This is a genomic window from Mesorhizobium sp. EU05-FHT14A09, from assembly GCF_058790995.1.
The window spans coordinates 23,965-40,317 of the sequence record NZ_JBYTDF010000013.1; the positions used below are offsets into that span (position 1 = coordinate 23,965).

Consider the following 16,353-nt stretch of genomic DNA (forward strand, 5'->3'; position numbering starts at 1 on the left):
ACTATACTTTTTTATGAAGCGTCAAATCAGGATCCCGGATCAGGACCGATGACCAAGCCGATATCCCCGAAACTCTGTCCCAGCGTCGGCGACGCCAGCGAGTTGCTGAAGCATCTCGCCAATCCCAACCGGCTGGCGATCCTGTGCTTCCTGATGGAACAGGAAAGCTCGGTCGCCACGCTGGAAGAGGAGCTCGGCATCCGCCAGCCGACGCTGTCGCAGCAGCTCGGCGAACTGCGGGAAGCCGGTCTGATCGAGGGACGGCGCGACGGCAAGTCGATCCTCTACCAGGTCGCCGACATCCGCGTTGCCCGTCTGGTCGGCATGCTGCGCGAGCTGTTCGCCGGACTGGACGACGTCACCAGCCGGCGTGCCATGAATTCCGGTCTCGCCGTCGAAGAAATGATGTTCGACTGATGATCGACCTCTACACCTGGATCACCCCCAACGGAATGAAGATCTCGATCCTGCTGGAGGAGCTTGGGCTGCCTTACCGGGCGCATGCCGTCGACATCACGCGTGGCGAGCAGGACCAGCCGGCGTTCCGTGCCGTCAGTCCTTCCGGCAAGATCCCCGCCGTCGTCCTCGACGACGGCAGCATGTTGATGGAGTCGGGCGCCATCATGATCCACTTCGCCGAGTGCACCGGGCGCCTGTTGCCGCAGGAGCCGGCCGCCCGGCGCAACGTGCTGGAATGGCTGTTGTGGCAGGTCGGCAATTTCGGCCCGACGCTCGGCCACGCCCACAACTTCCTCACCTACAATCCCGGCAAGGCGCCCTATGCGGAGGACATTTTCCGCACCGAGACGCGCCGGCTCTACGATACGTTGGAAGCCAGGCTCGAAGGCCGCCAATACATCGCCGGCGACTATTCGATCGCCGACATCGCCATCTGGCCCTGGGTGTCGCGTTTCGCGCGCCACAAAGTCGACCTCGACGACTTCCCCAATGTCCGCCGCTGGTATCTCGAACTCGCCGCCCGGCCTGCGGTGATCCGAGGCTATGCAGTGCCGCACTTCACCGGAGCGATCCCGCTGCCGTAGCGAATGCTTGTCCTATTCGACCCTCGAGGTGAGTGGCCGTTGACCATACCGGGATTTGAGCAGCATCTCGCCCATCACTGCGCCCATCACGATGGTACCGCCGATCCAGGTTGCCAGCGCCGGCGCCTCGCCGAAGGCAAGCCAGACCCAGAGCGGTGCGAGCGGGTTTTCCAGGCTGCCGACAAGGGCGGAACGGGTCGCCGAAATCAGCCGTGTCCCGACCGTCATCAGCAGCAGCCCCATGCCGAACTGTACGGTGCCGAACAGGAACAGCTCGAACAGGGCAGGCATGCCGACATTGATGGGGTCGGCCCACGGCAGCACCAGAAGCGCGCAGGCGAAAGCCGACAGGCATGCCGCCGGCAGCATCGAGACGTGTTCGTTGCTTCGAATGATGACCATCATCGCGGCATAGGACAGCGCCATGATCCCGGCCAGCATGCTGCCCGCCAGATGCTCCGTCGTGCCTTGCGGGTTCACCATGATGGCGACGCCGAGAAAAGCGAGAAGACTGGCACCCCAGGTGGCCCAGTCCTCACGCGCGCCGGTGAAGGCGAAGGCGAGAGCCGCCGTCAGGAACGGAATCGCGGCGTGAATGGTCATGACGTCGGCGACCGGCGTCAGGCGAAGCGCATTGATGAAGCTGATGGTGGCGATGGCTGACAGGACTGTGACCCAAAGCCCGGCCATGCCCATTGCCTTGAAGGCGCCGCTGATATCGTCGCTGTGGCGCCAGCACACATAGGCGCCGATGAAGGCTCCGCCGAAAACACCGCGCCAGAACAGCATCGTCCAGACATCGAGTTCGATCGATCGGGTGAAATATCCCGACAGGCTGTAGGCGATGGCCGACCCCAGGATCAGCAGGATGCCGAGTTGTTTTTCGTGTCGCATCGCGTGAGCTCTCCACGTGCCTGTTGCACAGGCGCTCACTCTGCCGGCCGGACGGCTGCGATGTTTCAGGATTTCCTTTAGCATTGCGAGCTGCAACCATTCATGATCGGGGACCGAAACGCCGGACTGATGCCGATGGAAAGAGTTCCTGGATCGCTCGCCGAACTTGGCGCCTTGCTGGGCGATCCCGTCCGGGCAGCCATCCTGCAGCATCTGAGCGAGGGCACATGCCGCCCGGCTGGAGAGCTGGCCGTGCTGGCAGGCGCTTCGCCGCAGGTGGCGAGCCAGCATCTGGGACAACTGGTCGACGGTGGATTGCTGACGGTGGAGAAGCAGGGGCGCCACCGCTTCTACCGGCTGGCGTCGAGCGAGGTCGCCGAGATGCTGGAGCACCTCACCAACTGGACGAACCCGCCGACGAAGCGGCTTCGCCACGACGCGGCGCTCTGCCATGCCCGGCTGTGCTACGACCATCTTGCCGGCCATCTCGGCGTCGCTTTGCTGGACAGTTTGTCGGCGCGCGGGTTCGCTGTCTTGCGACAGGACGGCGTCGAACTCAGCGAGGAAGGCCGGCATTGGTTCGAGCGCCAGTGGGATCGGCCGCTCCCGCCGCCGCCCGGCCGTCGCCCCTTTGCACGGCTCTGCCTCGACTGGACCGAGCGCCGCCATCACCTCGGCGGCTATCTCGGCGCGCGATTGACCGAGATGTTGCTGGCGCGGGGCTATCTTCTGGCCGGGCCGAAGCGGCGTTCTCTGCTGGTGACAGCCGCCGGTACGCGTTTCTTCTGCGAAGAGCTTGGCATCGCTGCCACGGTGGCGCAGCGGTCGGACCGGTCGTAAGCGGTCAATGTGGCCGTCTGGATTTATGCCGGTGTTCCCACAGGTCCCCGGCCAGCCGGCAATAGGAGGTCAGGTCTTCGTTCGGTGCCTTGCGGATCGTCATCAGGGCCAGCGCCGCCGTCAGCACGATAATCTCCGTCGCCCGCGTGTCCCGTGCGGCGCCCGACCACACTGCCATCCAGTATTCGAGGCTGGTGAGACCACCAATGCCTTGCGACAGGGACTCTGGCTGGGCCGTGGTCATCAGGTCGAGCGGCCGGCCATTCACCAGACGGTGCAGCGTTATTGCCCGGAAGGGATTGCACTCCGCGACGTCGCGGCTGGAAGCGACGATGGAAAGATCGCCGTGGCCAAGCAACTGGGCGGTGTCCCGGTGCAGTTCGCGATAGGCCGGCTGCGAGACGCCGAGCAGCATGGTTCGCGCGCGCAGCGGGTTGAGCAGATGCACCGCCGAATTGATTGAGCTGCGCGACTCGAACAGCGGATAGAGTGACATTAGTCCCTGCAGCCGCGCGCCGAACCCGGCCAGCGGCAGGTAGACGATGTTCTTTTCACCAAGCGCTGCCCATGCCCGGGGGATCGACAGGGCAACGGGGATGCCGATCGTCTCCACGGCGCGTTCCAGCCTGCCGCCGGCATGCGAACCATGCATGACCACGCGATGGCCGGCAGCCGCCACCAGCAAGGCGGACAACACGAACCACGGTGTCCGCAGCGAGCGCGGCGATGGGTAAGCCGGCCAGTCGAGATCGGCGCCGTTCATGCCGTCGCTCTCGAAACTGTCCCTGGCCGCCTGGACGAGCCCGGCGAGTTCCGCCGCTGTCTCGCCGCGATAGCTGATCAGGCGCAGCAGCGCGCCAACCTGCATCGGATCGGCCTCGCCGCGCAGGATCGTCGCGAAGGCGTCCTGCGATTCCGCGAGCGCCAGCGGCCGCGAATTGCCGGACTTGCGGCCGACCACGGCGATGTATTTGGCAAGCCGCCGGCGCGGGTCGCCATCGCTTTCGATGCCGGCCAGCTGCAACGCCAGGGCCTCGGGGCCGGGCTCGTCGTCGAGCAGGAAAGCCGGCCGCATCGCCAGTGGTGGCGCCTGCACGATCGGTTCGCGCTGCCAGCTTGCCAGAATTGCCGGGTCCGGCCCGGCGCGTTCGGTTTCGGGCATGTTGCGGTCCATCATCCGCTCGGTTTCGGCTGCCAGCGCGCGCAGCCGGTTGCGCAGCGACTCGGCGCGCGGCGTCGGCACCAGCCTGCGGCCGGAACGCTTCAGCAAAGGGTCGCCATAGAGCGCGCGCGCCTGGCCAAGCAGCCGGCTGACCGCGGCCGGGCTCAGCGCGAGCCGCTGTGCTGCCCTGGTGACGCTGCCTTCCACCAGCAGGCAGTCGAGCGCGACCAGCAGTCGCAGCCTGCCAAGATAGGACGAGGCCGGGTGTGTCGCTTCGATCGGGCGGCGCTTGGCAGCAGGCGCTTTCCGGCCGCCGCCCTGCATATCCGTGCCCATATCCTGGTCCGCCGCCATTTGCGTTTTCCTGAATTTGGAATCGTTCCGAAACATAGGCGTTGACCTTCCCGCGGCGCGATCAGAAAAGACGACTAACTTACTCAAGTTTTCTTTACGCGAGTTTTGAAGAGCGGGGAATTGATGATGGCGGGGTGGGACATTTCGCGCGGCAACACCGGAGCGTTTCGGACGCGGCGGTCACGCCTGAAGTCGGGCCTGTCTTGTGGCGCTGCAGCCCTCGGCCTGCTCGCCGCCTCCGTTTCCGGCACAATGGCCCAGACTGCCCCCGCGACGCAGCCGGCTCAGAAGTCGACCTTGCTGGACCGCATCGTCATCACGGCGACCGGTTTCGAGCAGAACGTCAAGGACGCGCCGGCCAGCATCACGGTCGTCTCCCGCGAGGAGCTGGAGAAGGGCGCCTACCGCAACCTCACCGATGCGCTGCGCAGCGTGCAGGGCGTGGCGGTGACCGGCGCCGCCGGCGAAGAGGACATCTACATTCGCGGCCTGCCGGGCGCCTACACCTTGCTTTTGGTCGACGGCAAAAGGCAGAGCACGCGGGATGCCCGCACCAACGGCAATTCCGGTTTCGAGCAGAGTTTCCTGCCGCCGGTGGGCGCCATCGAACGCATCGAAGTGGTGCGTGGGCCGATGTCGTCGCTCTACGGCTCCGATGCCATGGGCGGCGTCATCAACATCATCACCCGCAAGGTCGACGACCGCTGGACCGGAACCGCCACCATAGACGGCACCGTGCAGCAGCATTCGCGCTACGGCAATTCGGCGCAGGGCAGCATCTATGCCAGCGGGCCGATCATTCCGGGACTGGTGGGTGCGCAACTGTGGGGGCGTGGCCTGAAGCGCGCGGAAGACACCTTCAGCGCCGGCAATCCGCAATACAAGGATACCGACCTCACCGGGCGGCTCACCTTCACGCCGAACGAGAACCATGACTTCGTCTTTGAGGCCGGACGCACCAACCTGCGGCGCGAAGCCAGCGTCGGCAACACCGCGACCAGCAACAGCTACAACTACAACGATCGCGATCACTGGTCGCTGTCGCACACCGGGCGCTGGGGCTGGACGACTTCGGATTTCTCGATCTCGCAGGAATGGGCCGAGCGCACCAACTTCAACTGGGACGGCCGCACCTCGCGCTTTGTCGAAAACCAGCGCTCGCCGCAGATCCGCAACACCGTCGTCGACGGCAAGTTCACCACCCCGTTCGAGATGCTCGGCCAGCACACGCTGGTCACCGGCGGCCAGTTCATCGACGCCACGCTGACCGACCAGAATCCCGGCAGGCGCACCGGCAAGGACGAGAAGTTCGGCATCCGGCAATGGGCGCTGTTCGCCGAGGACGAATGGCAGCTGACGGAGGATTTCGCCCTCACCGGCGGGCTGCGCATGGACAACCACGAGATTTATGGCTCGCATTTCAGCCCACGTGTCTATGGCGTGTGGCACACCACCGACCAGATCACCCTGAAGGGCGGCGTTTCCTCCGGCTTCAAGGCGCCCGAGATCCGCACCATAGCGCCGGGTTATGCCTACACCACCGGCGGCGCCAACTGCACCTACGGGCCGAGCGGCACCTGCGGCGTCATCATCGGCGACCCTAACCTCAGGCCTGAGAAGAGCCTCAGCTACGAGGCGACCGTGCTGTGGGACAATCTGTCGAACTTCCGCGCCGGCGCGACCTATTTCTACACCGACTTCAAGGACAAGATCTCGAACGCGCTGGTCTACAATCCGGACGGCTCGTTCGCGCGCTGGAAGGAGGATCCGAACTACCGCCTCTGGTACAGCTACAACATCGACGATGCCGTGCTGCAGGGCGTCGAACTGACGGCGGACTGGCAGGTCATGGACTCGCTGACCCTGCGCGCCAGCTACACCTATACCGACTCGGAACAGCAGACGGGCAGCTTCGCCGGCCTGCCGCTGACGCGCACGCCGACGCATATGGGCAACGTCCGCGCCGACTGGACGACGCCGATTGACGGGCTGAGCGCCTGGGCAGCCGGCAACTACCATGGCTCCGAGATCAATTCCGGCCTGCGCATCGGCACGCAAGGGGCACCGGTCTACGACAGCGACGGCAAGACCATCCGTGCCCGCAAATACGGCGCCTATCTCACCGCCGACATCGGCGCGTCCTACACCTTCAACGAGAACGTCACGCTCAACGCGGCGATCTACAACATCTTCGACAAGCGCGTCGAAACCAACGACTACAATGCCGTGGTCGAAGGCCGGCGGCTGTGGATGAGCCTCAGGTCGACCTTCTGACAATGGTCGGGTGGGTGCGCAAAGCGATGATCGGGGCCGCGGCGGTGGTCATTGCCGTCGCCGGTACGGCGATGGCCGATGAGCCGGCGCGCCTGAGCTTCGATCTCGGCGGGCCCGGCGATGTCGTCCACAGAATCTTCCTCTCCGTGCCTGACGGGCCACCGCCCGCGCAAGGCTATCCGGTTATCTACCTGATCGACGGTAACACCACCTTCGATCTTGCCCGGCAGGCGCTGGCTGGCGATCGGCAGATGCGGGCGGTCCTGGTCGGTATCGGCTATCCGAGCGACAACCGCGAGGAGATCGTGCGCCTGCGCTTCTTCGACCTGACGCCGTCGACACCGGCCGAGCTGATCCCGCCGGGCATGAGCGCGCCGAAAACCGGCGGAAACGATGCCTTCCTCGAGTTCCTGCAGGCGACGGTCAAGCCGGAGGTCGAGCGCCGTGTTGCGGTCGACCGGTCACGCCAGGCGCTTTTCGGCCATTCGCTGGGCGGGCTGTTTGCCCTGCATGTGCTCTTCTCGAAGCCGGACGCCTTCCAGGCCTACATCGCCGCCGACCCGTCGATCTGGTGGAACGGACGCTCGATCCTCAACGAAATGCAGACCTTCCTGCGCGCGCCGTCCTCGGGCGAGGGCAGGCGGCTGCTGATCGAGACGAGCGGCAAGCGCGCCCGGAGACCCGGGGCCGACGCCGGGACCATCGCGAAGATCGAGACGCTGCGCTCCGGGCCCAACGGCCATGATGTCCACGACACCCTCAAGGCGAGCCGGCTCACGCTTGGCTACCACCAGTTCGCCGATGAAAGCCATGGCAGCATGATCCCTCTCGCCGTCGCCGATGCGCTGCGCTTCGCGCTGCTCGGTGTCAGCCCCGCAACCGATGCATCGAAAATGCCCGATGGCCAATAGGCCGCAGGCGCAAGTTGAAAGGCAGCTACAATGTTCAGCAAGATCAGCCCTCTCATCGCCTCGATAGAGCAGTTCCGGTTTTCTTCGAACCACCGGAACTGCGCTATCTCATTGTTCTTACGTAATTCCGGACGCAAAACCGCCCACACTTTTGCTGGAATTGCTCTGGCCCTTGTGGTGTTGGCGTGTCTGCCCGCGCAGGCGCAGGAGATCACCGTCAGCCACGCGCAGGGCGAGACCAAGCTCAGCGGCCAGCCGGCCAAGGTCCTGGTCTTCGACCTCGCCACGCTGGACAGTCTCGACCGTCTTGGCGTGCCGGTGGCAGGCGTTCCGGGCGGACCGAAGCCGGCCTATCTCGCCAAGTTCAATGCCGACAGCTACGCCAAGATCGGCACGCTGTTCGAGCCGGATTACGAGGCGGTCAATGCCGCCAGGCCCGATCTCATCATCGTCGGCGGCCGTTCCGCCGCCAAGTTCGCCGAGCTGGCGAAGATCGCGCCGACCATCGATCTCACCAGCAATGCCAAGGACTATCTCGGCTCGGTCGAGAACAATGTGAAGACGCTTGGCCGCATCTTCGGCAAGCAGCAGGAAGCTGAAAAGGCGGTCGCGGAACTCGACGGCGCCGTCAGTGCCCTGAAAGCCAAGGCGGCCAGCAAGGGCAAGGGCCTGATCGTGCTCACCACTGGTGGCCGCATCAGCGCCTATGGGCCGGGTTCGCGTTTCGGCGTCCTGCATGATGCCTTCGGCATCGCGCCCGCCGCCACCGGCCTCGACAACGGCACCCACGGCCAGCCCGTCTCGTTCGAATACATCCTCAAGACCAATCCGGACTGGCTCTATGTCATCGACCGCGACGCAGCGATCGGCCGCGAAGGCAGCCCGGCCAAGTCCTTCCTCGACAACGAACTGGTCCGGCAGACGATTGCCTGGAAGCAGAACCATGTCGTCTATCTGGAGCCCGCCAACTGGTACCTGGTCGGCGGCGGACTGACGGCACTGCACCAGAGCATCGAACAGGTCTCGAAGGCTTTCGACGTTCCGGGTGAGTGAGTTGGGCAGCGTGTTCGTACACGCGGCGCTGCCTTCTCCCCTTGTGGGAGAAGGTGGCCCGAAGGGCCGGATGAGGGGTGTTGGAAGAAACGAGGCCGAACAGAACTGCTCACTTCGCATCGATCCTGGCAGACAATGGTGAAGGCAGCACTCCGTCCAACACCCCTCATCCGACCTCGCCTGCGGCTCGGCCACCTTCTCCCACAAGGGGAGAAGGAACTGGCTGCGACGCTGCCAGCCACCACGGCCCGGTCCCCCGAAAGCGCCTCCCGGAAATTGCATTGAAGATAGCCGCCGCCATCCTGCTCGTTGCCTGCCTGGCGCTGGTCAGCCTTTTCGTCGGCGTCAGCGACATCTCGCCTTTTGCCCTGTTCGGCCAGGGCGCGGACAGCCGGGCCGCTGAGATCATGCTGGCCAGCCGCATCCCGCGCACGGCGGCGATCATGCTGGCCGGCGTGTCGATGGCCGTCGCCGGCACGATCATGCAGATGATGGCCCGCAACCGCTTCGTCGAGCCGTCGACGGTGGGCACGGTGGATTCGGCCAGCCTCGGCATCCTGGCCGTGACCCTTCTCGCCCCCGAGACACCGATCTTCGTCAGGATGCTCGTCGCCTCGGTCTTCGCGCTCGCCGGCACGGCGATGTTCCTGCGCATCCTGCGCGCCATACCGCTGCGCTCGGTGCTGATGGTGCCGCTGGTCGGCATCCTGTTCGGCAACATCATCGGCGCGGTCGCCGCCTTCATCGCCTACCGTTTTGAACTGCTGCAGGCGCTCAATGCCTGGACGACCGGCGATTTCTCCGGCGTGCTGCGCGGCCGCTACGAGCTGTTGTGGGTCTCCTTCCTGCTGGCGGCGCTCGCTTATGTCACCGCCGACCGCTTCACCGCTGCCGGCCTTGGCGAAGACTTCACCACCAATCTCGGCCTGGACTACAGGCGCCTGCTGCGGCTCGGCCTGGTCATCGTCGCCATGGTCACCGCCGGTGTCGTCGCTACCGTCGGCATGATCCCTTTCGTCGGCCTGGTCGTTCCCAACATCGTCGCCATCGCGCTCGGCGACAATGTCCGCCGCTCGCTGCCCTGGGTGGCGATCCTCGGCGCCGGGCTGCTGCTTGCCTGCGACATCACCGGGCGCATCATCCGCTTTCCTTACGAAATCCCCGTCGGCACCATCATGGGTGTCGTCGGCAGCGCCTTCTTCCTGGCGCTGTTGCTGCGCCGGCGGAGGCAGCTTGGTTAGCCGTCGTCCCTTCTTTCTCATTGCGCTGCTGTCGCTGCTCGCCCTGGCCGCGATGACCGCCTTCATGACGCTCGGCGCCAATGGCAACTGGAGCTTCGTGCTGCCGTTTCGCGGTGCCAAGCTGGCCGCCCTGTTGCTCGTCGCCTATTCGATCGCCGTGTCGACGGTGCTGTTCCAGACCCTGACCAACAACCGCATCCTGACGCCCGCGATCATGGGCTTCGACGCACTCTATGTGCTCGTCCAGACCAGCGTCGTCTTCCTGTTCGGGGCAGGCTACTCCAGCCTGGTCGGACCCTGCGCCGTCTTCGTCATCGATGCAGCCGCCATGGTGCTGTTCGCCGCGATCCTTTATCGCTGGCTGCTGTCCGGCGAAGTGCGCTCCCTGCATCTGCTGCTTCTGGCCGGGGTCGTCTTCGGGGTTTTGTTCCGCAGCCTGTCGACCTTCCTGCAGCGCATGATCGATCCGCTCGACTTCATGGTCCTGCAGGACCGCTTCTTTGCCTCCTTCAACACCGTGCATGGCGAGATCCTCTCCGTTGCGGCGCTCGCCGTGCTGATCGCCTCGGTGGTCGGCTGGCGCTTCTTCTCCACCTTCGACGTGCTGGCGCTGGGGCGCGAACATTCCATCAGCCTCGGCATCGCCCACAGCCGGGTGGTGACGGTGCTGCTGATCCTGGTCGCCGTGCTCGTTTCGGTGGCGACGGCGCTGGTCGGCCCGGTCACTTTCTTCGGCCTGCTGGTCGCCAACCTCGCCTATCATCTGGCCGGCACCGCGCGTCACGCCGTCGTGCTGCCGGTCGCCATCCTGCTTTCGATCATCGTCCTGGTCGGCGGGCAGACATTGCTCGAGCGCCTGTTCGCCTTCAGCACCGCGCTCAGCGTGCTGATCGAATTCCTCGGCGGGACGCTGTTCATCCTGCTGCTGCTGTCCGGAGCAAGACGATGATCCGCATCGACAAGGTGACGAAGGCCTATGGCAGGACCGTTGTGGTCGATGCAGTGAGCCTCGACCTGCCGCAAAAGGGCATGACCTCGATCATCGGGCCGAACGGCGCCGGCAAGTCGACGCTGCTGTCGATGATGAGCCGCCTGATGCCGATGGACGCCGGCACCATCACGGTCGATGGCCTCGATGTCACGACCACGCCCGGAGATGTGCTGGCGCGCAAGCTCGCCATCCTCAGGCAGGACAATTCCATGTCCTCGCGCCTCACGGTGCGCGAGCTGGTAGCCTTCGGCCGCTACCCGCATTCGAAGGGACGGCCGACGGCGGCAGACCACGAGCATGTCGAGCGCGCGCTCGCCTATCTCGAGCTTGACGCACTCGCCGGCCGGTTCCTCGACGAACTGTCCGGTGGCCAGCGCCAGCGCGCCTTCGTCTCGATGGTGCTTTGCCAGGACACCGACTACGTGTTGCTCGACGAGCCGCTGAACAATCTCGACATGAAGCAGGCAGTGTCGATGATGCGGCTGCTGCGCCGTGCCGTCGACGAGTTCGGCAAGACCGTCGTTCTGGTGCTGCACGACATCAACTTCGCCGCCAGCTATTCCGACCACATCGTCGCCATGCGCGACGGTCGGCTGCTGAATCAGGGCTCGCCTGCCGCCCTCATGCGCTCGCAAGTGCTGGCCGAGATCTATGACCTCGATTTTCCCGTGATGGATGTCGGCGGCAAACCGATGGCGCTCTATTATCGCGGCGATGTCCGCTGAGACCGGTCGCGCCGGCCATCGCCGGTGCCCGATCCGGAAAGGCGGAACCTGTTTCGGGAGCCGGCGGCGAAAGGGCGCTGGCGTGAATGGCGGTTCAACGCAATCCGCCTAGAGTCGGAAGCTCGGCCCGTTGTGTCTGTACAACCTTCTCAGGGTCGCCTCATCCTCCCGTCTTTCGGCGGCGCCGTTTTCCTGCCGCGTCAGCATGGCGAAGCCGATCAGGCCGGCGGCAAGGATGGGGGCGACGGTAAGCAGGAGCAGCCAAATCTCGTTCTGCAGCATCTGAGCCTCCTGTGGGGGGCGGGTTGAAACGCGGGACTCAATCGGCTCCGTTTGCGATCATGGTGCCCGCCTGGATCGGGCGCGTGGCAGAAGGGGCTTTGCGGATCATGTTGTCGCGCAAGGACGGTGAGCGGACCAGCCGGATCGGGTCGAACACCTGCTGGCTGAGCGCCGGCTCTTCCTCATTGTCACGCACTGCCGTCACGCTGTCGATCGGTGCGGTCAGCTGCCAGCGCACATGACCGGTGCTCCGGTCGATCTCGGCGCTGCCGTCCAGCGCCTGTGGCGTTGCCCGCAGCAGCACGATGCTGCCGAAGCCGCGCGGGTTGCTCTGGTGACAGGACATCGGTTCGCCGGCGAAGCGTTCTTCCCAGCTGAGCTGCAGCGCCGGCGCGCCCGATGCGCCCGGCGTCACCTGCCAGGTCACTTCGATCGAGCCGCTGGGGCAGGCCAGCGCGCCATATTTGGCCGAGTTGGTGCCAAGTTCGTGCAGGGCCATGCCGAGATATTGCACCGAGCGCGCGTTCAGCGTCAGCAGCGAGCCCGACACCTTGATGCGCTCCTCGTGCCCGAACGGCTTCAAATGTTCCTGCACCAGTTCGGCGACGCTGGCGCCCGACCAGTCCGACAGCACCAGCAGGTCGTGCGAACGGGAAAGCGCGGCGATGCGGTCGCGGACATGGCGCTCGAAGTCCTCCGGCGTCGTGGCGCGCCGGCTGGTTTCCTTCACCATCGCCAGGATCACGGCGTATTGGTTTTTCACGCGATGGTTGACCTCGCGCAAGAGCAGCCGGATGCGACGTTCGTTCTCGCGGGTCGCGCTGATGTCGCGGGCGATCTTGGAAGCGCCGATGATCCTGCCGTCGGCGGTGGCGATCGGCGAAATGGTCAGCGAGACATGGATCGTCGTGCCGTCCTTGCGCAGTCGCACCGTCTCGAAACTGCCGATGCGCTCGCCGTTGCGGATGCGCTCGATGATCTCGTTCTCCTCGCTGTGCAGGCGTTCGGGGATCAGCATCAGCACGGATTGGCCGATCGCCTCGCTCGCCGTGTAGCCGAACATGCGCTCGGCCGCGGCGTTCCAGGTGGTGATGACGCTGTTGAGGTCCTTGCTGATGATGGCGTCGGAGGAGGAATCGACGATGGCGGCCAGGCGCGCCTGCGCTTCGGCATCGGTCTCCGCATTGGAGCGCGGCTGGTCGGGTTCGATCCGGTCGTTTGCCTTGGCCCGCATGATACCCTCCGATCCTATGATGCATGGACAGGAGAAAATCCGTTCGCCGCATGCCGGTTCCAAAAATCTGCAGGCGCATGGCCGGCTGGGTCGGATTGTGCCCGGTCGTGCTGCCGTCATCGCGCTTCGGTACGCGTGTTGACAGTCATTCTATTAAGCATTACTAAGTACTGGTAGTCAGCATTAATGAGTAGCGGAAGGAATGCCATGGGCAAGCAGATGACCGAAATGCTCAAGGGCACGCTGGAGGGCATCGTGCTCACGATCCTCGCGGGCCAGCCGGCCTATGGCTACGAGATCACCGCCTGGCTGCGCGACCGCGGCTTTGCCGACATTGCCGAAGGCACGGTCTACGCGCTGCTGGTCAGGATCGAGCAGCGCGGTCTCGTCGATGTGGAGAAGATCCCGTCCGAGAAGGGGCCGCCACGCAAGGTCTATTCCCTCAACGCTCAGGGCCGCGACTATCTCGACGAGTTCTGGGGGACATGGAGCTTCCTCGCAGACCGGCTCGAACAGCTCCACACCGAAAGGAAATGATCATGGCCATGGAATGGGTCGAGAAGATCACCGGTTCGCTCGAACACAAGAAGCGCTACCGCGCATACAAGGCGCGCAAGGAGCAGCTTCCCGAGAACCACCGTGCGGCGCTCGAAGCGCTGGACCGCTACTTCATGTATTTCGGCGGCATCACCAAGGGTGAGACGCTGGTGGCCATGATCGAGGACCTGATCGACCTCTTCGAGGAGAGCGCGGCCAACGGTACCCCGATCCGCGCGCTTGTCGGCGAGGACCCGGTCGAGTTCGCCGAGGCGTTCCTGAAGAACTACGAGGATGGCCGCTGGATCGACAAGGAACGCCGCCGCTTTGTCGATGCCATCGACCGCATCGCCGCGAACGAGGCGAGGCTGGTCCGATGAGTGTCGACGCCTTTCGGTTCTACACCATCACGCCCATCACCGGTGCGGAGCAGAACTGATGCCGATCCTGTTTCTGTTGCCGCTCGGCGCCCTGTTCTTCCTTGCGGCAGCCTATCTGACCACCGGCCGCGCCCGGCGCGTATACGCCGGGATCGGCTGCGCCATGGCAGCCGTTTCGCTTCTCTATGTGGTGCTGCTGGTCAATCTGGATCTGCCGGACTGATCCCCGGGGCCATCGCTGCGGCGATTGGTGCCTCGGATTGGCGATGCAGCCTGGACGGCAATGCGCCGCATGAAGCGGTCAGCGCAGCCGCCCTCCCTTGGCGAAGCGCGCCTGCTGGGCCGCGGCGAGGATTATCCCGGCGCGCTCGATCCAGGGCCGGGAAAGCCATCCGGCGATCTCGTCCCTGTCGGTTGTCCAGCGGCACTCGATGCGGCCGGTATCCGGATTCGGGCTCCAGATCGCGATGATCTCGGGACGTGTCCGGGGCTTCTCCCGACGGGCTTCGGGCTGGAGGCTGGTTTCAAGTCTCTCGGCCACGAAGTAGCTGCGGGGCCGGGCGAGAGCGCTGCGTGGGAAGGTTGCGATGTTCATGTCTCACTCCTTGACGTGCCGCGCGGGACGTCAGGGCGAGACCGATTGTTCAGACCCGACCTGACGGCCTTTGCGGCGTGCTTGTTCGACTACTGTCGCTGGGCATCTCAGGTTCCTGTCTGATTGTCGGAGGCTTCCGAACGTCACTCGGATAGCAAGGCGGCTGAAGCATATCCAGCCAGCAATGGGATACGATCGATATACGAAAGGATATTGCCGGCGTGAGCCTGTCGCCAAGCCAGGGCCCGGAGATGCGCCGCTCGTCGGCATGTTCAGCCGCTTGAGTACCGGCTTAGCGGCTCTGGCTGCCGGCCCTGCTGTCGAAGCGTGTCTTGCCGATTGCCGCGTTCAGCAGCATCGCCACGCGCCACGGCTTTTCCGCGAGCGCGATGTGTCTGGGCATGGATGGATCGCTGGTCACCTGCTCGACCTGCGCCTTGCCGTTGAACTGACGGATTTCGACGACATTGGCCGGATCCAATTCGACAATGGTGCCGTCCGCTGCTTTCAGCTGCACCCGCGGCATTGAGCTGGAACCCTCATTTGTAAGCTCTTAGCCTAGCCCATCGGCATGGCGCACGGGAAGCAAAGCCGCCGGTCGGGATGGCGGGAGTCAGGAAAAAACGCCCGCCGAATGGACTATTCTTGGCATGAGAATCCATTCCGCAACGGAATAGCAGCATCGGAGCCGTGATGGCCTGTCACAACCGCTTTTCAAGGAAAGCGGCAATCTCGCTCTCGAACTTCTCATGAACCGCGGCACGGTCGACCGGTGGTTCGTCGGCGCAGATCAGTGGCGCTTCCGCCGCCAGCTCCTGCGGGCAGGGATCGATAAAGACGAAGTGGCGGCCGGGCACCACCGCCTCCTGCGGCGGGAAGGACAGTCCCTTGGCCAGGGCCAGCGCGTTGTGCGCCGCGTTCATATAGGCATCGTCCTCCGGCCGGAGCAGGAAGATCGGCAGGCTGATTTCCTTGAGGCTCACCCGGTCGAAGACGATGCTGAGCGGATCCATCAGCACCAGCGCCTTCAGTCGGGGTTCGGTCGGCAGTTCTGTGGTTCGAATCTGGCGGATCGCGTCCACCACGCTGTCTTTTGCCGGCCCGCAAGAGCCGATATCGTCCCGGCCTGCGCCGGAACAATAGGCCGACGCCGCGGTTGCATCGAGGCGGGCTCCGGCGAGTGCGAGCGCGGTATAGCCTCCGGCCGAATAGCCGATCATGCCGATCCGGGCCGGATCGACATGTGCGGCAAGACGCTCATCCTGCAAGGCGGCCTGCAGGGCCTCCATGGCCTGGCGCGGGCGAGCGGTGAAGATCTGCGCCTGCGTCTCGAAGCGGGGGCGCGTCGCCGTATCGCCGAGATGCGCCGGCGCGACCACGACAAAGCCCTTGCGGGCGAGCGCGCCGGCAAGCCCGCGATGGCCCAGCGGCGTGCCGCCGCTGCCATGGGAGAACAGGACGACGGGAAACCGCCCCTGCGCCGCGATTGGCGCATCGCGGCTGGCAGTGATGGTGAAGGGCCCGGCCTGCCAGGGTGTTTCGGGCGCGTCGGTCGGATACCAGACCATGACGTCGAAGGGACCATCCGCGTCCGGAACCTGCAGCCGCAGCACGCCCGCCTGGCGCTCCGTCGCCGCGGCGCTGGCGATCGATGCAATCACCGAGATGAGCATCAGGGCGAGAAACGCCAGGGCGGATCGGCCAGCTGTTCTTGTCTTCATCGTCGGGATGCTCATTGTGCGCGAAGTTGCCTCGGCATGTGCAGAGGTTTCGCGCCATGTTCAAGACAATTGGGGCAAAATCAAAGAGGGTTGGAAGATCGGCCGAAATCCCCACC

The 16,353-nt window shown here is 64.9% G+C and carries 19 protein-coding genes; 12 read left to right on the plus strand and 7 right to left on the minus strand.

The features are described 5' to 3' along the window. The first annotated feature begins 48 nt into the window (after positions 1 to 48). Positions 49 to 417 carry an ArsR/SmtB family transcription factor gene (locus AC3WTO_RS28615; RefSeq protein ID WP_492464339.1) on the plus strand — a complete coding sequence of 123 codons (369 nt, stop codon included), beginning with the start codon at positions 49 to 51 and terminating at the stop codon, positions 415 to 417. Beyond that, complete coding sequence (locus tag AC3WTO_RS28620; protein WP_492464340.1) at positions 417 to 1,043, plus strand: glutathione S-transferase family protein; 627 nt, start codon at positions 417 to 419, stop codon at positions 1,041 to 1,043. Before AC3WTO_RS28615 ends, AC3WTO_RS28620 begins: the two co-directional genes overlap by 1 nt. 12 nt (positions 1,044 to 1,055) lie before the next feature. On the opposite strand, the gene AC3WTO_RS28625 is transcribed toward AC3WTO_RS28620, so the two are convergent. Continuing rightward, the gene (locus AC3WTO_RS28625) at positions 1,056 to 1,937 is read right to left on the minus strand and encodes a DMT family transporter (RefSeq protein WP_492464341.1); all 882 of its coding nucleotides are present in this window, start codon (positions 1,935 to 1,937) and stop codon (positions 1,056 to 1,058) included. Positions 1,938 to 2,072: 135 nt separating this feature from the next. On the opposite strand from AC3WTO_RS28625, the gene AC3WTO_RS28630 reads away from it, so the two are divergent. Next, positions 2,073 to 2,777 (plus strand): ArsR/SmtB family transcription factor, encoded by a 705-nt coding sequence (locus AC3WTO_RS28630; RefSeq protein ID WP_492558463.1) that lies wholly within the window; start codon positions 2,073 to 2,075, stop codon positions 2,775 to 2,777. Positions 2,778 to 2,781: 4 nt separating this feature from the next. On the opposite strand, the gene AC3WTO_RS28635 is transcribed toward AC3WTO_RS28630, so the two are convergent. Beyond that, positions 2,782 to 4,293: a glycosyl transferase family protein gene (locus tag AC3WTO_RS28635; protein ID WP_492464343.1), complete on the minus strand. Its 1,512-nt coding sequence runs from the start codon at positions 4,291 to 4,293 to the stop codon at positions 2,782 to 2,784. Positions 4,294 to 4,545: 252 nt separating this feature from the next. Here AC3WTO_RS28635 and AC3WTO_RS28640 point away from each other — a divergent pair, with 252 nt between their 5' ends. The 6 genes from AC3WTO_RS28640 (at position 4,546) to AC3WTO_RS28665 (ending at position 11,488) form a co-directional block, all read left to right on the plus strand. Beyond that, complete coding sequence (locus tag AC3WTO_RS28640) at positions 4,546 to 6,567, plus strand: TonB-dependent receptor domain-containing protein (RefSeq protein ID WP_492464429.1); 2,022 nt, start codon at positions 4,546 to 4,548, stop codon at positions 6,565 to 6,567. Beyond that, the gene (locus AC3WTO_RS28645) at positions 6,540 to 7,478 is read left to right on the plus strand and encodes an alpha/beta hydrolase (RefSeq protein ID WP_492558464.1); all 939 of its coding nucleotides are present in this window, start codon (positions 6,540 to 6,542) and stop codon (positions 7,476 to 7,478) included. The genes AC3WTO_RS28640 and AC3WTO_RS28645 overlap by 28 nt, the downstream gene beginning before the upstream one ends. Positions 7,479 to 7,589: 111 nt before the next feature. After that, complete coding sequence (locus AC3WTO_RS28650) at positions 7,590 to 8,531, plus strand: siderophore ABC transporter substrate-binding protein (protein ID WP_492464430.1); 942 nt, start codon at positions 7,590 to 7,592, stop codon at positions 8,529 to 8,531. 281 nt (positions 8,532 to 8,812) lie between these two features. Next, positions 8,813 to 9,772: an ABC transporter permease gene (locus AC3WTO_RS28655; protein ID WP_492464345.1), complete on the plus strand. Its 960-nt coding sequence runs from the start codon at positions 8,813 to 8,815 to the stop codon at positions 9,770 to 9,772. Between the two features lie 52 nt (positions 9,773 to 9,824). After that, positions 9,825 to 10,721 carry an iron chelate uptake ABC transporter family permease subunit gene (locus AC3WTO_RS28660; protein WP_492464431.1) on the plus strand — a complete coding sequence of 299 codons (897 nt, stop codon included), beginning with the start codon at positions 9,825 to 9,827 and terminating at the stop codon, positions 10,719 to 10,721. Next, positions 10,718 to 11,488: an iron ABC transporter ATP-binding protein gene (locus AC3WTO_RS28665; RefSeq protein WP_492464346.1), complete on the plus strand. Its 771-nt coding sequence runs from the start codon at positions 10,718 to 10,720 to the stop codon at positions 11,486 to 11,488. The genes AC3WTO_RS28660 and AC3WTO_RS28665 overlap by 4 nt, the downstream gene beginning before the upstream one ends. Before the next feature lie 108 nt (positions 11,489 to 11,596). On the opposite strand, the gene AC3WTO_RS28670 is transcribed toward AC3WTO_RS28665, so the two are convergent. Beyond that, complete coding sequence (locus AC3WTO_RS28670) at positions 11,597 to 11,770, minus strand: hypothetical protein (RefSeq protein ID WP_492464347.1); 174 nt, start codon at positions 11,768 to 11,770, stop codon at positions 11,597 to 11,599. A 37-nt stretch (positions 11,771 to 11,807) separates the two neighbouring features. Next, complete coding sequence (locus AC3WTO_RS28675) at positions 11,808 to 13,004, minus strand: sensor histidine kinase (RefSeq protein WP_492464348.1); 1,197 nt, start codon at positions 13,002 to 13,004, stop codon at positions 11,808 to 11,810. A gap of 207 nt (positions 13,005 to 13,211) precedes the next feature. On the opposite strand from AC3WTO_RS28675, the gene AC3WTO_RS28680 reads away from it, so the two are divergent. The 3 genes from AC3WTO_RS28680 to AC3WTO_RS28690 are packed head-to-tail and all read left to right on the plus strand — an operon-like array spanning position 13,212 to position 14,144. Next, on the plus strand, positions 13,212 to 13,541 hold the full coding sequence (locus tag AC3WTO_RS28680) for a PadR family transcriptional regulator (RefSeq protein WP_492464349.1): 330 nt from the start codon (positions 13,212 to 13,214) through the stop codon (positions 13,539 to 13,541). 2 nt (positions 13,542 to 13,543) lie between these two features. Beyond that, on the plus strand, positions 13,544 to 13,921 hold the full coding sequence (locus AC3WTO_RS28685) for a DUF1048 domain-containing protein (protein WP_492464350.1): 378 nt from the start codon (positions 13,544 to 13,546) through the stop codon (positions 13,919 to 13,921). Between the two features lie 58 nt (positions 13,922 to 13,979). Further along, positions 13,980 to 14,144 carry a hypothetical protein gene (locus AC3WTO_RS28690; protein ID WP_492464351.1) on the plus strand — a complete coding sequence of 55 codons (165 nt, stop codon included), beginning with the start codon at positions 13,980 to 13,982 and terminating at the stop codon, positions 14,142 to 14,144. 78 nt (positions 14,145 to 14,222) lie between these two features. Here AC3WTO_RS28690 and AC3WTO_RS28695 read toward each other — a convergent pair whose 3' ends face one another. The 3 genes from AC3WTO_RS28695 to AC3WTO_RS28705 form a co-directional block, all read right to left on the minus strand. Beyond that, complete coding sequence (locus tag AC3WTO_RS28695; protein ID WP_492464352.1) at positions 14,223 to 14,516, minus strand: hypothetical protein; 294 nt, start codon at positions 14,514 to 14,516, stop codon at positions 14,223 to 14,225. 292 nt (positions 14,517 to 14,808) lie between these two features. Continuing rightward, positions 14,809 to 15,042: a hypothetical protein gene (locus AC3WTO_RS28700; RefSeq protein WP_492464353.1), complete on the minus strand. Its 234-nt coding sequence runs from the start codon at positions 15,040 to 15,042 to the stop codon at positions 14,809 to 14,811. A 175-nt stretch (positions 15,043 to 15,217) separates the two neighbouring features. Further along, on the minus strand, positions 15,218 to 16,237 hold the full coding sequence (locus AC3WTO_RS28705) for an alpha/beta hydrolase family protein (protein WP_492464354.1): 1,020 nt from the start codon (positions 16,235 to 16,237) through the stop codon (positions 15,218 to 15,220). Positions 16,238 to 16,353 lie beyond the last annotated feature (116 nt).

Bases quoted from the DNA above. Each gene is read 5' to 3' on its own strand.
- AC3WTO_RS28685 (WP_492464350.1), top strand. From the start codon at position 13,544: ATGGCCATGGAATGGGTCGAGAAGATCACCGGTTCGCTCGAACACAAG.
- AC3WTO_RS28630 (WP_492558463.1), top strand. From the start codon at position 2,073: ATGGAAAGAGTTCCTGGATCGCTCGCCGAACTTGGCGCCTTGCTGGGC.
- AC3WTO_RS28695 (WP_492464352.1), bottom strand. From the start codon at position 14,516: ATGAACATCGCAACCTTCCCACGCAGCGCTCTCGCCCGGCCCCGCAGC.
- AC3WTO_RS28615 (WP_492464339.1), top strand. From the start codon at position 49: ATGACCAAGCCGATATCCCCGAAACTCTGTCCCAGCGTCGGCGACGCC.
- AC3WTO_RS28620 (WP_492464340.1), top strand. From the start codon at position 417: ATGATCGACCTCTACACCTGGATCACCCCCAACGGAATGAAGATCTCG.
- AC3WTO_RS28670 (WP_492464347.1), bottom strand. From the start codon at position 11,770: ATGCTGCAGAACGAGATTTGGCTGCTCCTGCTTACCGTCGCCCCCATC.
- AC3WTO_RS28700 (WP_492464353.1), bottom strand. From the start codon at position 15,042: ATGCCGCGGGTGCAGCTGAAAGCAGCGGACGGCACCATTGTCGAATTG.
- AC3WTO_RS28675 (WP_492464348.1), bottom strand. From the start codon at position 13,004: ATGCGGGCCAAGGCAAACGACCGGATCGAACCCGACCAGCCGCGCTCC.
- AC3WTO_RS28625 (WP_492464341.1), bottom strand. From the start codon at position 1,937: ATGCGACACGAAAAACAACTCGGCATCCTGCTGATCCTGGGGTCGGCC.
- AC3WTO_RS28665 (WP_492464346.1), top strand. From the start codon at position 10,718: ATGATCCGCATCGACAAGGTGACGAAGGCCTATGGCAGGACCGTTGTG.
- AC3WTO_RS28680 (WP_492464349.1), top strand. From the start codon at position 13,212: ATGGGCAAGCAGATGACCGAAATGCTCAAGGGCACGCTGGAGGGCATC.
- AC3WTO_RS28640 (WP_492464429.1), top strand. From the start codon at position 4,546: ATGGCCCAGACTGCCCCCGCGACGCAGCCGGCTCAGAAGTCGACCTTG.
- AC3WTO_RS28690 (WP_492464351.1), top strand. From the start codon at position 13,980: ATGCCGATCCTGTTTCTGTTGCCGCTCGGCGCCCTGTTCTTCCTTGCG.
- AC3WTO_RS28705 (WP_492464354.1), bottom strand. From the start codon at position 16,237: ATGAAGACAAGAACAGCTGGCCGATCCGCCCTGGCGTTTCTCGCCCTG.
- AC3WTO_RS28660 (WP_492464431.1), top strand. From the start codon at position 9,825: ATGACCGCCTTCATGACGCTCGGCGCCAATGGCAACTGGAGCTTCGTG.
- AC3WTO_RS28635 (WP_492464343.1), bottom strand. From the start codon at position 4,293: ATGGCGGCGGACCAGGATATGGGCACGGATATGCAGGGCGGCGGCCGG.